General features: G+C 49.7%; 12 protein-coding genes. 8 read left to right on the forward strand and 4 right to left on the reverse strand.

The features are described 5' to 3' along the window. Nucleotides 1–104 precede the first annotated feature (104 nt). Complete coding sequence (locus tag PsAD37_RS07755) at nt 105–1,817, reverse strand: sodium:solute symporter (protein ID WP_063295653.1); 1,713 nt, start codon at nt 1,815–1,817, stop codon at nt 105–107. Beyond that, nucleotides 1,814–2,110 (reverse strand): hypothetical protein, encoded by a 297-nt coding sequence (locus tag PsAD37_RS07760; protein ID WP_208991760.1) that lies wholly within the window; start codon nt 2,108–2,110, stop codon nt 1,814–1,816. Before PsAD37_RS07760 ends, PsAD37_RS07755 begins: the two co-directional genes overlap by 4 nt. A 473-nt stretch (nt 2,111–2,583) precedes the next feature. Between PsAD37_RS07760 and PsAD37_RS07765 the strand changes: the two genes are divergently transcribed. Beyond that, a complete protein-coding gene (locus tag PsAD37_RS07765) occupies nt 2,584–3,258 on the forward strand; it encodes a response regulator transcription factor (protein ID WP_014284470.1) in 675 nt (224 codons plus the stop codon). 85 nt (nt 3,259–3,343) lie between these two features. Here PsAD37_RS07765 and PsAD37_RS07770 read toward each other — a convergent pair whose 3' ends face one another. After that, a complete protein-coding gene (locus tag PsAD37_RS07770) occupies nt 3,344–6,877 on the reverse strand; it encodes a PAS domain-containing hybrid sensor histidine kinase/response regulator (RefSeq protein WP_208991761.1) in 3,534 nt (1,177 codons plus the stop codon). Between the two features lie 159 nt (nt 6,878–7,036). Here PsAD37_RS07770 and PsAD37_RS07775 point away from each other — a divergent pair, with 159 nt between their 5' ends. From PsAD37_RS07775 to PsAD37_RS07795, 5 genes are all read left to right on the forward strand, one after another. Continuing rightward, entirely contained in the window at nt 7,037–7,762 is a 726-nt protein-coding gene (locus tag PsAD37_RS07775; RefSeq protein WP_063295654.1) for a hypothetical protein, read from the forward strand. 533 nt (nt 7,763–8,295) lie between these two features. Next, the gene (locus PsAD37_RS07780) at nt 8,296–9,402 is read left to right on the forward strand and encodes a nitrogen regulation protein NR(II) (protein WP_063295655.1); all 1,107 of its coding nucleotides are present in this window, start codon (nt 8,296–8,298) and stop codon (nt 9,400–9,402) included. Nucleotides 9,403–9,454: 52 nt separating this feature from the next. After that, nucleotides 9,455–10,057: a response regulator transcription factor gene (locus PsAD37_RS07785; protein WP_181952038.1), complete on the forward strand. Its 603-nt coding sequence runs from the start codon at nt 9,455–9,457 to the stop codon at nt 10,055–10,057. A 172-nt stretch (nt 10,058–10,229) separates the two neighbouring features. Further along, a complete protein-coding gene (locus PsAD37_RS07790; protein WP_063295744.1) occupies nt 10,230–10,565 on the forward strand; it encodes a response regulator in 336 nt (111 codons plus the stop codon). A gap of 235 nt (nt 10,566–10,800) precedes the next feature. Then, a complete protein-coding gene (locus tag PsAD37_RS07795; RefSeq protein ID WP_063287338.1) occupies nt 10,801–11,520 on the forward strand; it encodes a Crp/Fnr family transcriptional regulator in 720 nt (239 codons plus the stop codon). Between the two features lie 151 nt (nt 11,521–11,671). Here the strand turns inward: PsAD37_RS07795 and hemN are convergent, their stop codons facing one another. Further along, on the reverse strand, nt 11,672–13,021 hold the full coding sequence (gene hemN / locus PsAD37_RS07800) for an oxygen-independent coproporphyrinogen III oxidase (RefSeq protein WP_063295656.1): 1,350 nt from the start codon (nt 13,019–13,021) through the stop codon (nt 11,672–11,674). 215 nt (nt 13,022–13,236) lie between these two features. Here hemN and PsAD37_RS07805 point away from each other — a divergent pair, with 215 nt between their 5' ends. Together PsAD37_RS07805 and ccoN are read left to right on the forward strand one after the other, a co-directional pair. Then, complete coding sequence (locus tag PsAD37_RS07805; RefSeq protein ID WP_063295657.1) at nt 13,237–14,349, forward strand: AbrB family transcriptional regulator; 1,113 nt, start codon at nt 13,237–13,239, stop codon at nt 14,347–14,349. Between the two features lie 359 nt (nt 14,350–14,708). Further along, nucleotides 14,709–16,361: a cytochrome-c oxidase, cbb3-type subunit I gene (gene ccoN, locus PsAD37_RS07810; RefSeq protein ID WP_063295658.1), complete on the forward strand. Its 1,653-nt coding sequence runs from the start codon at nt 14,709–14,711 to the stop codon at nt 16,359–16,361. Nucleotides 16,362–16,369 lie beyond the last annotated feature (8 nt).

Genomic DNA, 16,369 nt, shown 5'->3' on the forward strand with positions numbered 1-16,369 from the left:
CTCTATTGAATTCGACTTAGCGGAAGTTGTAAATTTGAATCGGCGTAAATGGAGTGCAAACGACGGTCAGTGTTTGTAAGAGTTTACTTACAACTTTCTGAAAATTACGTCTTAATCTCTATGAGTTCTTCTGGTTCATCCTTGTCAGAAGTGTCAGGTAGATCTATCGAGAGGTCTCGTTCGCCTGGTTGCTCCAATAAACTTGCCAGATAGAAATGACGCTCATCCTCGGAAAAAGTAACGTACGAAAGTGAAATTCCGACGGCAAACCCAAGGAACACACCGAGCAGCCCGCCCATTTCCGCAGGAAACCCAAACCAGAAACCGGTAGAGCCACTGGTCACCGCAACAGCGTAAAACAAGGTCGCTAAGCTGCCTGCAAGCATTGTGCTGTAAGCCGCAGTTGCGTGAAACCTGCTCCACCAGCATGAAAGTACAAGTACAGGAAAGAATGCAGCTGCTGCAAGGGAGAGCGACAATGTCAGCATGTCCAGAAACAACAAGCTCTCGCTATAGGCCAGGTACGTGACAAAGGCACAAATCAGCAGCACCACAACACGTGCCAGCACGATCTTCTGGTTGAGTGAAGCACGCGGCAGCACCAAAGCTTCAATGAGATCTCGCGAAACGCTTGTTGAAAGTGCCATTAAGAGGGCCGAACTTGCCGCAAGTGCTGCTGCAACAATCCCGGACCTGATCAGCGCGGCAATGAGACCGCTTTGATGACCTTGATCCAATGCGTTCGGCCCAAGCAAACTCTGAAGCCGCTCATCTGCCAGCAACAGGAAATAAGCCGAACCAACGACCATCAGGAGTAAAAGGAAGGAAAGAGAATACCCGGCTGCACGACGAGAAGACGACGAACTCCCAGTACCCAAAAATTTGCTGAGAAGGTGGGGAAGGCTAGCCATGCCAATGGCAAAGAAAAGAGCTGTTCCAATCAACGGCCAGAGCCCACCAGCATATGGACCTTGCATTAAGAACCAACCGATACTGGTATTCTCAAGATCAATGATTGCAGTGAGTTGCTCTGTGAGCGAGGTGCTGACAACGCTGGTGAAACCGGCATTTTCAGAGATCATAGGTGATGTCAGCTGGTCTAACCCAAGCAAGACGACTGGAGAAAGACAGGCAAACACCATCAGCACGCCTTGCAGAGCCTGGGTCCACACAGCACTGCTGACACCGCCAAGCACAACAGAAATGAGCAACACGATAGAAAAGAGCAGAATACCCGTTGTCGAGGTCGCGCTGAGAGATGTTGCCAGTACCTGACCGCCAATCAACATCTCGGTGCATAGGAAAGGAATGCCAACAAGAATAACCAATCCGCTGGCAATCAACCGAACCAAATTACTCTGCAAACGGACACCCAAAAACTCAGGAATCGTCGCTGAACCAAATTTCCGGAGAGGGGAGGCAAATAGCACTGCACACAAGACAAGACTGCTCACCCATCCCAAAACAATTGGGAAACTGATGTATTCTGGCAGGAAAATGACAGAGAGAAACAGCGGAAAGAAGCTGCCGCCAACAAAGCATGCAGCCAAGGTCACACCTGTCAAACCAGCAGGCACGCTCTTACCGCCCCAATGATACTCGGAGAGCTTCATGGTCCGTGCCAGAACGCCCACCATGGCGAATACCAGCAATGGCAGCAAAGCCATCAACGCTTCGATGAGCACGACAACAACACCGGCTTTCTCCATAACGGCAAGTAAGCCAGTCAGCAAAAAGAGTGCGAGCGTAAACAGAGAAAGCGCTAGTGGAAGGCCTTTGTATTGCGAAGGATGAGGATCGAGACTGGAGAGTGTCATGATGAGCTCCCCCGTCGCTGAGATGAACCAGTGCTGCCTTCATCAAGCCTGTCCTGTGCACCGCAAAACCATGAGATCAGGATACTGGCGACGAAAAACAGGAGGCATCCCCACACATAACTGTTTGACAGAGAACCGAAAAGCCCACTCAATCCATTTTGAGGGGCATTGGGATCAGAGCCGGGTGCTCCATAAAAGACAGCGACGCCAAAGAAGATGAGCCAGAGAATGAGCGTTGCAGCCATGAGCGCACGTGTTTTGGTCCAGTAGGCGACTCTATTTGGTGTACGCACTCCCACCTCCAGTAATGATTACCCAACGTATACATACTCTACAGTCCCCTAAGCGAACCGCTAGACTAAAATTCTACTACCTAATACTAATCCCCAATCCTCGAAGTGCCCAAAACAGAAAAACGCCCGATTTAGGTAGCCCATACTTTGGGAGCAACTCTTGAGTTCTCTGCATGCCTTCTTGCAATATCTTAATGATTACTGACGGTTTTGTGGTAAAAGTACGTGAGATGAGTGAAAACAATCAACTTCATGCTTGCCAGCACCTCCCTGTTTCGCATAATGCTTTTGTATAGGGGGATGCGACCGGTTGAAACTCCGCGGAGTTCTAAGGTTGTAAAATATCTATCGTGGCGTTTTGGGAGAGCTGCGAAATTCTCGTTTATGCTCCCGAGGCGTCGAAAACTGCAAATCTGATGATCTTATTTCGACGAGACGGATCGAAGATCATTGGAGGCAGTCCACGACAAGAAATGGAGGAGCACAGCGTGCACAACGCGGTCCACCGCTTTATTATCGCTGATGACCACCCGCTGTTCCGTGGTGCAATGCGTCAAACAATCGAGAAACAGTTCGCATCGGTAAAGATTATCGAGGCTGGGAGCCTTGATGAAGTCACCGCTGCTCTCGATCGGGAGGAAGACGTAGACATGATCCTTCTGGATCTGTCCATGCCGGGCATGCGAGGGTTCTCTGGATTAATGTACTTGCGTGCTCAATATGTGGGTGTGCCAATTGTTGTCGTTTCCGGAACAGAAGATCCGACTACAATTCGCAGTGCCATTGAGTTTGGCGCGTCCGGGTATATTCCAAAGTCACTTGGTATTGATGTCATTCAGGATGGTGTTTCAGTAGTTCTGGAGGGAGGCGTTTGGATTCCACCAGACATTGACCTGAACACCGTTGATGAAGCAACCAAAATGGCTCAGCGTCTCGCGTCTTTAACACCGCAGCAAGTGCGTGTGTTGATGATGCTTTCGCAAGGTTTGCTGAATAAGCAGATCGCCTATGAGTTGTCTGTATCGGAAGCGACTGTAAAGGCGCACGTTTCTGCTATTTTGCAGAAGCTGGGCGTTGAAAGTCGGACACAGGCAGTCATTGCAGCGGCAAAAATCGAAGCTGGTCAGTGGCAAAGCATCGCTGGCTAGGCATTCTTCGAGATGATCTACGAAAAAAGGCGCTCTTTGGAGCGCCTTTTTTGTTGGCAATGCCAAATAAATGTCTCCTGAAAGATCACGTATCCCCAAAAGCTGCCTTACAACGCATCAGATGTGCTCTGAGCACAGCTGGCTTCAGTGGTTTATGGATCATCTCCATATCTTTATCAAAGGCCTCTGCTCGAACCTCAGCTGTTCGGTCTGCAGTAATAAGCATAGCAGGGAAGTGTACGCCAAACTTCCAGCGCAGGTGCACAACGGCTTCAATGCCAGTCCCCTGATCCAGATGGTAATCTGCCAGAATGATGTCTGGTTGTGTCTTGCTGGCATAGATTGCCTTGGCAGCATCCTGCGCATTTGGAGCCGTCAGCACGTTACATTTCCATGTACGCAACAAAGACTCCATGCCCTCCAGAATCTGCGGTTCATTATCGATAGCCAGCACATTGAGACCAGCCAGTTGACTGACGATAGCACTAGGCTGAGCTTGTTTTGCAGCAACCGGTACACTCATGGCTTCTTTAATGGCAAGAGAGAAGCGAGAGCCTTTCCCATCCTGAGACTTGAGTGCCACGTTAAGCGCCAACACCTTACTAATGCGTTCCACGATAGAAAGGCCCAGCCCAAGCCCGGAGGCGATGCGTGCGCCATCATCAAGGCGGCGGAATTCCTTGAAAATCAGCTCCTGCTGCTTTTCTGGAATGCCGATCCCGCTATCGTAGATCTCAATATTCGCCATGTTGTTCTTCGTCTTGCGAACACCAACTACGACGCCACCTTTTGTGGTGTACTTCAGCCCATTTGAAATGAGGTTCTGCAGCAAACGCCGCAAAAGACGTCGATCTGAGCGCACGCAAACATCAGTGCTGCGGATTGTGAGCTTGAGCCCTTTTTCCTTAGCAATTGGAGTAAACTCTACGCGTAATGGATTGAGAATATCATCAAGGCGGAATGTCGAAATCTCTGCCTTGAACGCTCGGGTATCCAGACGGGAAATATCGAGTACGGCACCAATGATCTCTTCCACAGACTCCAGCGATGCTTCGATATTGCTAACCAGTTTGCGGTCTTCCGGGTCTCCGTCCATGAAACGGTCGGTCAGGGTAGAGGAGTAAAGTCGCGCTGCATTCAACGGCTGCAAAATGTCATGGCTTGCAGCAGCCAGGAACCGCGTTTTGTCCTGATAAGCCAGCTCTGCTGTCTTCTTGGCAGCCTCGAGCTGCTCATTCACCTTCGTCAGCTCTTCGGTCCGATCACGAACACGCTGCTCCAAATTCTCATTGGCGCGGGCAAGAGCTTCCTCTGCAAAAACACGCTCAGTAATATCGGTGTAACTGGTAACCAGGCCACCATAAGGCATTGGGCTGGTACGCACTTCCAACACTGTTCCGGTGCTGACCAGATGCTCCTGATAGGTCTCTTGGCGATTGATGAAATTGTGCATGCGCAGACCGACAATCTCGTCCACGTCGCCATCACCAAACTCGCCTGCTTCTGCAATATGGCGGATCATCTCCTCAAGCGAAGTGCCAACTTGTCCAAACTTGGCCGGCAACATAAGCATTTCGCGATACTGCCGGTTCCAGCAGATCAGACGCAGATCCTTGTCATAAACGGAGATACCCTGCCGCACTTGGTCCAGCGCGATCTGCAAAAGGTCGCGGTTATATTGGATGGCCTCGGTCGCATCATCCAGCAGTTTGATGGCTTCCTGAGTGCCCGGGTCCCGCCGTTTGAGGAGAAGAGAAAGCACCAGTCGTGCGGATGCTGATCCGATTGCACTGGCAAGCAGTTGCTCGGAAAAACGCAGGATCACGGCATCGGCTTCTTCACTGCTGTCAATCGTGATGCGATGCTCCGCAGCATAAGTATCAAAGGAGCGTTGTGTCCGCTCTTCTCCAACATAACGAGAAATCGTTGCTTGTAGATCTCCGATCGTCACTGTTGTTCGCAGCTTCCGCAGGGCAGGGGCCTGTGCAATCCCAGTGGGCACAAAGGTGTTGGCCTGAATGCGCTCAATCGCAGTTGGTTGGCGCGTGAGTGAGAAGACCACGAAAAACAGCAGTCCCGACAAAAGGCTCCAGAGCACACCGTGCACAAACGGGTCCATATCAAGATACAGCAGTGCTTCAGGCTTCAGGAACTCTATGCCGAACGGGCCGTTACTAAGGATGTTTGAGCCAAAGATACTCTCCCGCGCAAAGACTGGAAGCAGCAGAGTGTAGAACCAGACTGCAAATCCAGCTGTCATACTGGCAACCGCGCCGCGCGCCGTCGCTCTGCGCCAGATTAAGCCGCCGATAAAGGCAGGAGCGAACTGCGCAATTGCTGCAAAAGAGAGAAGGCCGATGCTCGAAAGAGCCGCGCTATCACCCGCAACGCGGTAGTAGACATAACTTCCCAGAATGACGAGGAAGATCGACATGCGCCGAATGCCCAGCACCAATTGGCTCATGTCTTCGCCTGAAGTCGAAATGATCTCGTCCTCACTACGCCGGCGCAGAATAATCGGCATCACCAGATCATTGGAAACCATGATGGAAAGTGCAACGGTGGTCACAATCACCATGGCAGTTGCTGCAGAAAGACCACCAATAAACACCAGCAGGGTCAACCAGTCAGCATCATAAGCACGAGGCAGCGCCAGCACGAACATGTCCGGGTCGACCGTGTTGCCCAAAATGGTCATACCTGCAAGAGCAATGGGCACGACGAATAGATTAATGGCGATCAGGTAACTTGGAAACAACCATGTCGCCCGTTTCAACTCAGCTTCACTGTTGTATTCCGTCACAGTCACATGGAACTGGCGCGGCAGAAGCACAATCGAGAATAAAGACAGGAGGGTGATAACCGCCCACTTGCTGGCATTGATATTCGTGAACAGGTCCTGTGAGCTGTTGGTGTTGGCAAATGAAGCGTGCAGGAGATCCCATGGCCCATCAAACAGCATGAAGGTAACCCAAATGCCGATCGCGAGAAAAGCAACGAGCTTAACAACGGCTTCAGTCGCGATGGACAGCATCAAGCCTTCTTGGTGCTCTGTCGCATCAATATGACGGGTGCCGAATAACCATGTAAACACGGCCATGAAAATGGCGATCATCAGTGTCTCATCACCGAAGATCGAAATCTCTGCATCATCAAGCGACAATAAGGGATGCAGCACAATCGTACCGACAGACAGATCCAGTGCCTTCAGTTGAAGCGCGATGTAAGGGATCATGCCGATAAAGGCGATCAACGTAACAATCGCACCAACCATAGGGTTTTTGCCATAGCGTGCAGCAATAAAGTCGGCAACGGATGTAATCTTTTCTGCCTTCGCAAGTTGGATCACCCGCAGGATCAGCGGAAACCCAAAAGCGAACACAAGGATCGGTCCGAGGTAAATGGCAATAAACTCGAAACCATTTCTCGAGGCAGATCCGACAGATCCAAAAAATGTCCATGATGTACAGTAAACGGAGAGTGAGAGGGCATAGATGAGTGGCCGCCCTCTTGTCTTCTTAACGCGGTTCTTGGCGACTTTGTCACCGTAACTCGCGATAACAAATAAGAGCAGTATATATGCCAAAGCGACAAGGACTACGATCCAACCTTGAAGCATGCTTCCCCCGCCGGACTGGTAGTCCGTTACTTCCATTAAGTGTTTTTTGTCTCTCAATGTTGCACAGTTGACCGATCTTTTATGAAAGGCAAGAGTTCAATACGAGTTATTGCGTCTTTGTAACTGTAGATTTTTCCGACCACGACGAAAGGCTATAAGTTGGGACAGCAGCGCAATTCCACCAAAGAGAACCTGCTGGGTGCCTTTGAAAACATCGAGAATGTATCTCTCGACAGTCCAAGCTGGCTGAAGCGCATCTATGCTTTCTTCTTTTATAGATCTGACTTGGATACCCTTGTTAAGCTGAAGGTGTATCTTGGGCGCAGTGCGGCGTATCTGACTTATAAAAATGTGCAGGAATATTCCCGCTCTCGGGCTGGAGTCCATTGGAATGCATTGCTTGGCGAGGAAGATTTTCAGCAGGCTCTGGAAGCCTCCCGCTGGAGCTCCTTCTCCATCACTGTTGAGCTCGTCGGCGAAATGGCTCTCATTGTGTTGCGGCAAAAAACGAGAATGGACCCGCAGGATCTTGCTGGCATGATCGGGCAACTGCTTAAGGAAATCCTGGTCGAACATCAGGACGCTTCCGTTTGTTCGGCGCAGGAATTGAATGCATTAGCTCAGAACATGTCAACCAAAATGCGCACGGATGCTTTAGTGCCAGCCCGCAGTGTTGTAGACATTGCGGCTACACAAGTCTCGAAGATCTTTTGTAGCTTACCGGTTCACAAACGCCTGCATGGTCATGATGAGCTGTTGCTTCTCAACGGATTGCGCTTGAACCTTTTGCAACTGCAGCATGAGTTTTCAATACGTGCCAACTTCAAAGCACTTACAGAACTGGCACAAAACCATCAGACCCGATCTCCTGACCCCGATTTGTGAGTGGCGAAATAAAATTTCAATTGCCGCACGCGACTCAAGGAGGAGACTTCAATACCGGACGAAAAGAGCCAGAAACGTTGTGCTTCGGTGGAAAACCTGGGCTCAGAGTATGATATATCCTGCGACATATACGCGCCGTATAGGTGAACACGCTTACTACTTTTGGTTTGCTCTACTTAGTCTTATTCCAAATTACGCAATGATTTTGCGTTGCGACCCGAAACTTGTAAAATAATATTATATATAAACTAACCTAAGGGTTCTCTGGGTTTTACAATAAGTAAATGCATTATCCAGCCGGGGATCAGCCTCGCTTTCAATGTCTTCACACTTCAAACTTACACGCTCAGGTTTAGAGAACGCTTGTCTCCTACATAATATATCAATGAATTAGCGGAAATTAATCGTTAAATCAGTCGCAGGCTAGGTGATTGACCTAGCTCAGGCCATGGGATAGCTGATTAGTCAAAATACCCATCTGATACCCGTTTAGATAAGCGTACGGGTACGCCTACAACAACTAGGAAACTACTATGGTCTCCTCTTCATGCTTGCACAGTGTTCTGGATACAGCCGTTAATGGCATCATCGTCATAGATGATAACGGAACTATCCTGATCTATAACCGTGCTTGCGAGAACATGTTTGGCTATAAGAGCGCCGAAGTCGTTGGCAAGAATGTCAACACATTGATGCCGAGCGCCATTGCTAAGCAGCATGACCAGTTCATTCGGAACTATCTGAAATCCGGAGACCCGAAAGTTGTCGGCATTGGCCGCGAAGTTGTCGGTCGCCATAAAGACGGAACCGAAATTCCAATAGAACTGTCCGTTGGCGAAGCTCAGACAGAAAGCGGTCATCAGTTCATTGGCGTCCTGAAAGATCTTAGGGCAACCAAGGAATATGAAGAACGCCTTCGTGTGCTGCAATCTAACCTGGTGACGATGACCCGCGTGAACGCGTTGGACGAAATGGGCGCAGCGATTGCTCACGAAGTTAATCAGCCACTCACGGCTCTGATGCTCTATCTGCAAACGGCAGCGCGCCGTGCAAGAGCTGCCGATCAGCCAGATGATCCCATGATCAGCCTGATGGATAAGGCTGTGGTGGAAGCTGAACGTGCTGGTCAGATCATCCAGCGGATGCGTAACTTTGTCGAACGACAGGCTCCGCAATGCATCGGAACCGGCCTTGCAACACTCATTGATGATTGCCTTGAGCTTGTTCGGGTAGGGCACGAAGCGGATGATGTCGAGTTCATCTCTACTTTCGTGGACTATAACTACCAGCTTGAGTTGGACTCCGTACAAATACAACAGATTCTTGTAAACTTGATCCGAAATGCAGGCGAAGCCGTAAAGGATCAACCTGTTAAGCAAGTAGTTGTTTCTGTCGAACGCGACGATGACAATGTGTTTGTTAAGGTTATGGACACCGGACCAGGGCTGGATGAGGAAGCAGTGTCGCACCTTTTCAAGGCCTTTACTGGGACAAAGCGGCGCGGTTTAGGTATTGGACTTGCGATTTCTCGGAGTATAGCCCAAAATCATGGTGGCGATTTACTTGTAGAGCCATATGAGGAAGGTAAAGGTGCAACCTTCACTTTGAGGCTCCCGGTAAACTCAAAAGCAACGAGCTAAGCTGAAGCTGTTGCTTAGAACAACAAGAATAAGGACCTGAGCAATCATGACCATGCCGTCTGTGATCCATATTGTTGACGATGACCCAGCGGTTCGCGACGCGCTTTCTCTGCTGTTTGAAACAGAAGGGTTTCGCGTAAAATCCTTTGCGAATGCTGAAGAGTTTCTTGGTGGGGTAGAAGAAGAAACACCGAACTGTGTTCTTCTTGACGTTCATATGCCAGGACGCTCAGGCATTGATATTCTGAAAAGCCTGAATGGTGAGAATTTCCCTGCACCAATCTTTATCATTTCCGGTCAGGGCGATATCCCAATGGCTGTTGAAGCGATCAAATCAGGCGCTTACGACTTCATTGAAAAGCCATTTGACGTTGAATCCATCATCTCCCGTGTGCGTGAAGCTGTTTCCAGAAACGCTCAGGCGAGTGGTGCAAATACGCTGACATTCCCAGGCGCAGAAACTTTAACGCCACGCGAACGTCAGGTGTTGACTGAGATCACTGCCGGTTCCTCCAACAAGGAAGCTGGTAGAAACCTCAAGATCTCTCCACGTACTGTTGAAGTTCATCGCGCGCGCATCATGGAAAAACTTGGTGCACGTAATGCTGCGGATCTCGTCCGTATCGTCCTCACGGGTGAGCCACCAGCTGCTTGATGTAGCGCAACTTCATAGGGAATGACTGGCTATACTTTCGGCCAATCTTGTTATTCCCGAGTGTTACTACGCATTACAAGACCCCGGCGCTTGGTTATGGTGACTGGTGAGACAAAGTGCTGCACCTTTGTGCTTTGTCTCATGAGCTACGAGAACAACGTTGGGGTTTGTTGTGATCTATATTGTCGAAGATGATGTATCTGTGCGAGATGCAATTGCTAGGATGTTTGAGAGTCTCGAACTCTCATGCACCGCTTTTGCAGATGGAGAATCGTTTCTCTCAGATGCTTCACCTCGTATAGATGACACTGTCTTTGTTGATCTGCATCTTCCCGGATTGGCAGGATCTGATCTGATTGAGAAGGTTGCTGCTTTGGATGAGGCGCCACAAATTGTCGCAATCAGCGGCCAGCCTCTCTGGAAGATCACGCGCGATTTACCAAAAATCACCACAACGCCTGTTGTTCGTAAGCCATTGAAAGAACAGGATTTATTGGTGTACGTATAAACTTGATCTAACGCAAAAATTCGATTGTTTCAGATCAAATTACTGAGATATGAACCTGCTCCATAAGTTTTAATGCGTATTTTGACGTTGCATTCTAATCAGTAAATCTGCATCAACAGGTCAGGCAAACAATGACGGATGTTTGCCATGGCCAAGAGGCATTTAGAGAATAGACGAATAGTTCTCGCTACTTGCCCAGGCACGATGTTTGCGGAGATGTCCGCGAGGAGGGATTATGGTATCGGCCACATTGACAAAGCTTAGCGACCTTGATGGCCAGGCACCATTCAACGGTTGTCAGGAAAACTTCAAGCAACCAGAAGCCGCGGGAAAGCATCTTGGTCGTAAGCAGCGTTTGTCTGCGCATGACGTGCTTTTCTATGAAGGTGATAAGGCAGAGCGCCTCTATGAAGTCGTGCGTGGGGTTATGATGCTCTACAAGCTGCTTCCGGATGGTCGTCGCCAAGTGGTCTATATTCTGCGTGAAGGCGATATGCTCGGTTTCTCCAACCGTGACTTCTTTGACTGCACAGCTGAAGCGCTGACCGAAGTTGAGCTGCAGGTTTTTGAAAGCCGCGAGATCTCTACTTCTCCGATGATGCAGCATTATGTAAATCGTTGCTTGCTCTCCCAGATGGAGATCCTTCACGAACATACAGTTCTGCTGGGCCGTAAATCCGCACTAGAGCGCGTTTCTACCTTCCTGATGAGCTTGGTGCCAAATCGTGGTGGACACGGCTGCTCAGGCCCGAATGAAGAGGGTCGACCAGATACCAAGACTGTTGCTCTGTCCATGACCCGTCAGGAAATTGCCGACTATCTAGGTCTGACCATTGAAACCGTAAGTCGCGTGATTTCTCAGTTGAAGCGTCGCGGTCTGATCAAGGTTGAAAAGCAGGACAGCATCCACATCACCAACATCTGTGGCATCTGTCAGCTGACTGGCATGCACTAAGAAGCTCACTGTAAGATTGAAGTTGTCCGACTAAGGCATCCGCAGTACATGAATGAAACAGGCGCTGAAAACTCAGCGCCTTTTTTGTTGTCCGGACAAAAGAAAAGCGACCCATAAAGGCCGCTTCTTTCATCTTTGGATCCGATCAGGATTAAACCGCGACAGAGTGCCGTGCTTGCTGAGTTGCAAGGTAAGTATCAAACGCCGCTGCCACGACGCGAACATAGCGTCGGCCTGCATCAGTCACCGTAACAACCGTTCCCTCAAGGGTCGCAACGCCATCATCGATCATATCCTGCATGTCAGCTGGAATGCTGTCAAACTCACTAACTGGCAATCCGTGCTTTTCTGCAGTAGCTGCGTAATCGACCTCATAGTAGGTCATTAGCTGCATGATGATTTCAGCACGACACAGATCAACCTGATCAACGGCAATGCCTTTCTTGATCGGCAGTACATCATCAACAACCATACGCTCCCATTCGCGAGCTGATGGTGTCGTTTGCACATAGCCCTGTGGCAAGAAGCCGATGGAGCTGCAACCGAAGCCGATCAAGGTATCAGCTGTGTCGGTGGTGTAACCTTGGAAGTTCCGGCGTAGGCGGCCTTCCTTCAAAGCGATTGCCATCTCATCCGTTGGCAGAGCAAAGTGGTCAAGACCGATCACTTCATAGCCTGCATCGACAAGAGCATCGCGAGAAACGTCAGAAAGGCGGATACGCTCGTTCGCGCCCGGCAGGTTCTCTTCCTTGATCAATTGCTGGTGCTTCTTGAACCAAGGCACGTGCGCGTAACCGAACAGAGCAACACGGCCCGGCGCAAGTTCTTTGGTGTACTCAACTGTCTCGCGAATTGTCTGCTCAGATTGCCCCGGCAACCCGTACATCAAGTCAAAGTTGATATCGTTCAATCCAACATTACGAAGAGCGGTAACAGCCTTCATCACTGTTTTGTAGGGCTGAATGCGGCCAATCTGTTTCTGAACGTCTTCATCAAAGTCCTGAACGCCCAAGCTGGTCCGTGTGATGCCAGCCATCTTAAGTGTCTCGGCCAGATAATCACCAACGGTTCTCGGATCGAGCTCGATCGCGTGCTCAATGTCCTCGGAGAAAACGAAGTTGTCCTTCAGCTTTTCGACAATCTTCAAAAAGGCTTCGCGCGGAACGAGGCTTGGTGTGCCACCACCCCAATGGATGTGGTGCACCAGACGGCCTGTACCAAGGCGCTTTAGCACAAGGTCGATCTCTTTGAGCATCAACTCCACATACGCAAGCACCGGCGCCATCTTGCGTGTCGCCTTGGTGTTACATCCGCAGTAATGGCACATTTCCTGACAAAACGGCACATGCAGATAAAGCGACAAAGGAGTGTCATGAGGAATACTCTCCAGCCAGTCACCATAGAGAGACGGCGTCACAGCTTCACTGAAGTGAGGGGCTGTGGGATAGGAGGTATAACGGGGTACGTTCAAGGACGCATATTTTTGCTCTAGATCGGTCATGACGCTACCATACGCAAATGGACTAATTGAACTTTGATCCCTGTCAACAACACTGAGTTTTTAAAAAACTCAAGTCCCTTCAAGCAATTCGTGGCTGTTTGCGAACAGTTCTAAACTCTCTGGTTGAAATTATATATTGATTGGTTCTATCAAGATTGATCATATGAATTGCGATTTGTACTTCTTGTGTCGTGACGACATGAGGAGGTAAAGCCGTGAGCGGAAAAGACATTCTGAGTTTAGTTGGAGTTCTTGCGCTTGGAGGGGCAGGAGCTGCTGTCTTTGAACTGCTTTCTCTTCCTGCTGGTTTTCTGGCAGGGCCTATGGTTGTCTTGGTTCTGGCGAAATCTCTTTCTCTGCCTTTGATCGCTAATCAGGATTTCACATTTCCCAAGCAACTAACCTCTATAAATTCCATATTTATCGGCGCTGCAATGGGGACTGCAGTCTCTCCAGATTTCTGGGAGGGGGCCTCTTTGTGGCCTTTGTCGATGTTAGCACTGGGTGCTGTTGTCGGCGGCATCACCTCAGCGGTCTACCTTTACGCTTACAAGAAATGCAAATGGGGTAGGGATGAGGCATTCTTCGCAGGTTTGCCGGGCGTACTGGGAATGACGACTGCGCTCGCCCTTGAGAGGGGAGCGCCCATGGACCGAATTATGATTGTCCAGCTCGTGCGCCTCTTCCTTTTGATTGCTGTTCTGCCTTTGATTGTCACAAATATGGTCGATTCAAATGGGGCAGCCGACGTTATAACTAAAGATGCCGAAGTGGCGTTCAGTCCAACGGTTGCAGTTGAACTCATAGCTGCTCTTCTGGTCTGCGCGATCTTTGCAGTGCTGGCCTTAAGGCTGAAGGCACCTGCTGGACTGCTCATCGGAGCATTCTTTGCCAGTGCTGCCCTTAACTCAACGGGGATTTTAGAGTTTACTTTGCCTGCTTGGCTTGCCATACCTTGCTACGTAATCTTGGGAACCAATGTAGGCCTTTATATTGGGAAGATGGACAGCAGCACCTTAAAGCCCATGCTTGGCACGTCTCTTGTGGTGTTTGCGATCAGTCTGTCAGTTGCGCTAACAGGAGCGCTGGTGACGTCTTGGGCTCTGGACATCTCATTCGATAAGGTTTTTCTGGCCTTTGCTCCCGGAGGTATGGAAGCAATGCTTCTTATATCGATCCTGCTGGACATTGATCCGGTGTTCGTTGCCACGCACCAGTTAGCTCGTTTTATGGGGCTTTTAGCATTCATGCCGGTCGTAACCAGATACGTGCTGGGGCCAATCTCCGCACAGAAAACAGATCCCACGGAAAACTCGGTTGCGACCTAGGTCGAGTTTTGCCGCGAGAGTTTGGTGCGCTGCGGGATGGATACGAGAACTTATCTAACTAATCATGGTTCCATGTATACGTGCCGTCGCCACTTCACCTATCAAATTACGCTAATTTTTTCAGGAACCAGTGAAACTCACTTCAAGCTGCGCCAAAACAACGCATCTTACCCTAAAATTATGTAATATATGACGAAAACCCAATAATGGGGGGTGTAGTTGCGAATTAGAGTAATTTTATTTTTTTTGTTCGAGTTCTTTTTGACATGTATCAAGGGCGGGGCAATTTGCCACCCATAGAACTACGCTCAGGTAGTCCTATCTGGACGAACTTGTTTACTTTATATGGGGCGAACATCATGGGTGAGCGGAAAGTCAGATATCTGTCACTTGAAGAAGGCGGTTACACCGTACTTCTTTTGGTAGCAGCGATTTTCTGTCTGATCATTGCAGGGAAAACCTGGGATCAGGTCTTGGCATTTCATACCGCTTTGATTGCATTAGCATCACTGGCGGGTATCTTCTTTATTTTTCGCCGATACTTCGACGGAAACAACAATCCGGCACCGTTAGAGATTAACGGCAAACCGAACTATAATATGGGGCCCGTAAAATTTGCGACTTGGGCTTCTGTTTTTTGGGGTATCGCAGGCTTTTCAGTCGGCGTGATTATCGCTTCGCAGTTGGCATTCCCAGCGTTGAACTTTGATCTGCCTTGGACCAATTTTGGGCGTCTCCGTCCTCTCCATACTTCAGCCGTGATTTTCGCATTTGGCGGAAACGTGTTGATTGCAACATCGTTCTACGTTGTGCAGCGCACGTGTCAGGCCCGCTTGATGGGTGCGATTTCGCCTTGGTTCGTTGTTCTGGGTTATAATCTGTTTATCGTTGTTGCAGGTACAGGCTACCTGCTTGGTGTTACACAGAGTAAAGAATACGCCGAACCAGAATGGTACGCAGATTTGCTGCTAACTATTGTGTGGGTGGCTTACCTGTTGACATTCTTGGGGCCAATCTGGCGCCGCAAAGAAGCTCACATTTACGTAGCAAACTGGTTCTACCTCGCGTTTATCGTGACAATTGCAGTTCTGCATTTGTTCAACAATGCGGCTATTCCTGTCAGCATCTACTCCACTAAATCCTATATTGTTTGGGGTGGCGTTCAAGATGCGATGGTGCAGTGGTGGTATGGCCATAACGCTGTTGGCTTCTTCCTGACTGCTGGTTTCCTGGCAATCATGTATTACTTTATTCCAAAGCGTGCTGAGCGTCCGGTGTATTCTTACCGTCTGTCAATCGTGCACTTTTGGGCTCTGATCTTCCTTTACATCTGGGCTGGTCCTCACCACTTGCACTACACGTCTCTGCCTCAGTGGGCGGGCACGCTCGGTATGACCTTCTCCATCATCCTCTGGATGCCATCCTGGGGTGGTATGATCAACGGCCTGATGACCCTGTCAGGTGCTTGGGACAAACTGCGGACAGATCCTGTCCTGCGTATGATGGTTGTTTCCGTTGCATTCTACGGCATGGCGACCTTCGAAGGACCTCTGATGTCCATCCGCGCTGTGAACGGCCTGTCGCACTACACCGACTGGACGATTGGTCACGTACACGCTGGCGCACTCGGCTGGGTTGGTTACATCTCCTTCGGTGCTCTGTATTGCCTGGTTCCTTGGCTTTACAATAAGTCATTGTATTCTTTGCGCTTGGTTAACTGGCACTTCTGGGTCTCAACATTGGGAATCGTGTTCTACATCTGCTCAATGTGGGTATCCGGCATTATGCAGGGTCTGATGTGGCGTGCTTACGACAGCCTCGGCTTCCTTGAGTACTCCTTCATCGAAACGGTTGATGCGATGTACCCGTTCTATGTCATGCGCGCATTCGGCGGTCTGCTCTTCCTCGCAGGTGCTCTCGTCATGGTTTACAACCTCGTAATGACAGTTCGTGCCGGTGAAGCAGTTGAGAGCGAAGGTGCAGGTCAAGCTGCTCTGACGCCAGCGGAATAATCGGGAGA

Origin of the sequence: Pseudovibrio sp. Ad37, assembly GCF_001623075.1 — a bacterium.
Lineage (GTDB): Bacteria > Pseudomonadota > Alphaproteobacteria > Rhizobiales > Stappiaceae > Pseudovibrio.

What these genes read in the sequence shown, in the direction of transcription:
- PsAD37_RS07755 (WP_063295653.1), bottom strand. Translation starts at nt 1,817, where the DNA reads ATGACACTCTCCAGTCTCGATCCTCATCCTTCGCAATACAAAGGCCTT.
- PsAD37_RS07765 (WP_014284470.1), top strand. Translation starts at nt 2,584, where the DNA reads ATGGAGGAGCACAGCGTGCACAACGCGGTCCACCGCTTTATTATCGCT.
- PsAD37_RS07770 (WP_208991761.1), bottom strand. Translation starts at nt 6,877, where the DNA reads ATGCTTCAAGGTTGGATCGTAGTCCTTGTCGCTTTGGCATATATACTG.
- PsAD37_RS07780 (WP_063295655.1), top strand. Translation starts at nt 8,296, where the DNA reads ATGGTCTCCTCTTCATGCTTGCACAGTGTTCTGGATACAGCCGTTAAT.
- PsAD37_RS07785 (WP_181952038.1), top strand. Translation starts at nt 9,455, where the DNA reads ATGCCGTCTGTGATCCATATTGTTGACGATGACCCAGCGGTTCGCGAC.
- PsAD37_RS07795 (WP_063287338.1), top strand. Translation starts at nt 10,801, where the DNA reads ATGGTATCGGCCACATTGACAAAGCTTAGCGACCTTGATGGCCAGGCA.
- hemN (WP_063295656.1), bottom strand. Translation starts at nt 13,021, where the DNA reads ATGACCGATCTAGAGCAAAAATATGCGTCCTTGAACGTACCCCGTTAT.
- ccoN (WP_063295658.1), top strand. Translation starts at nt 14,709, where the DNA reads ATGGGTGAGCGGAAAGTCAGATATCTGTCACTTGAAGAAGGCGGTTAC.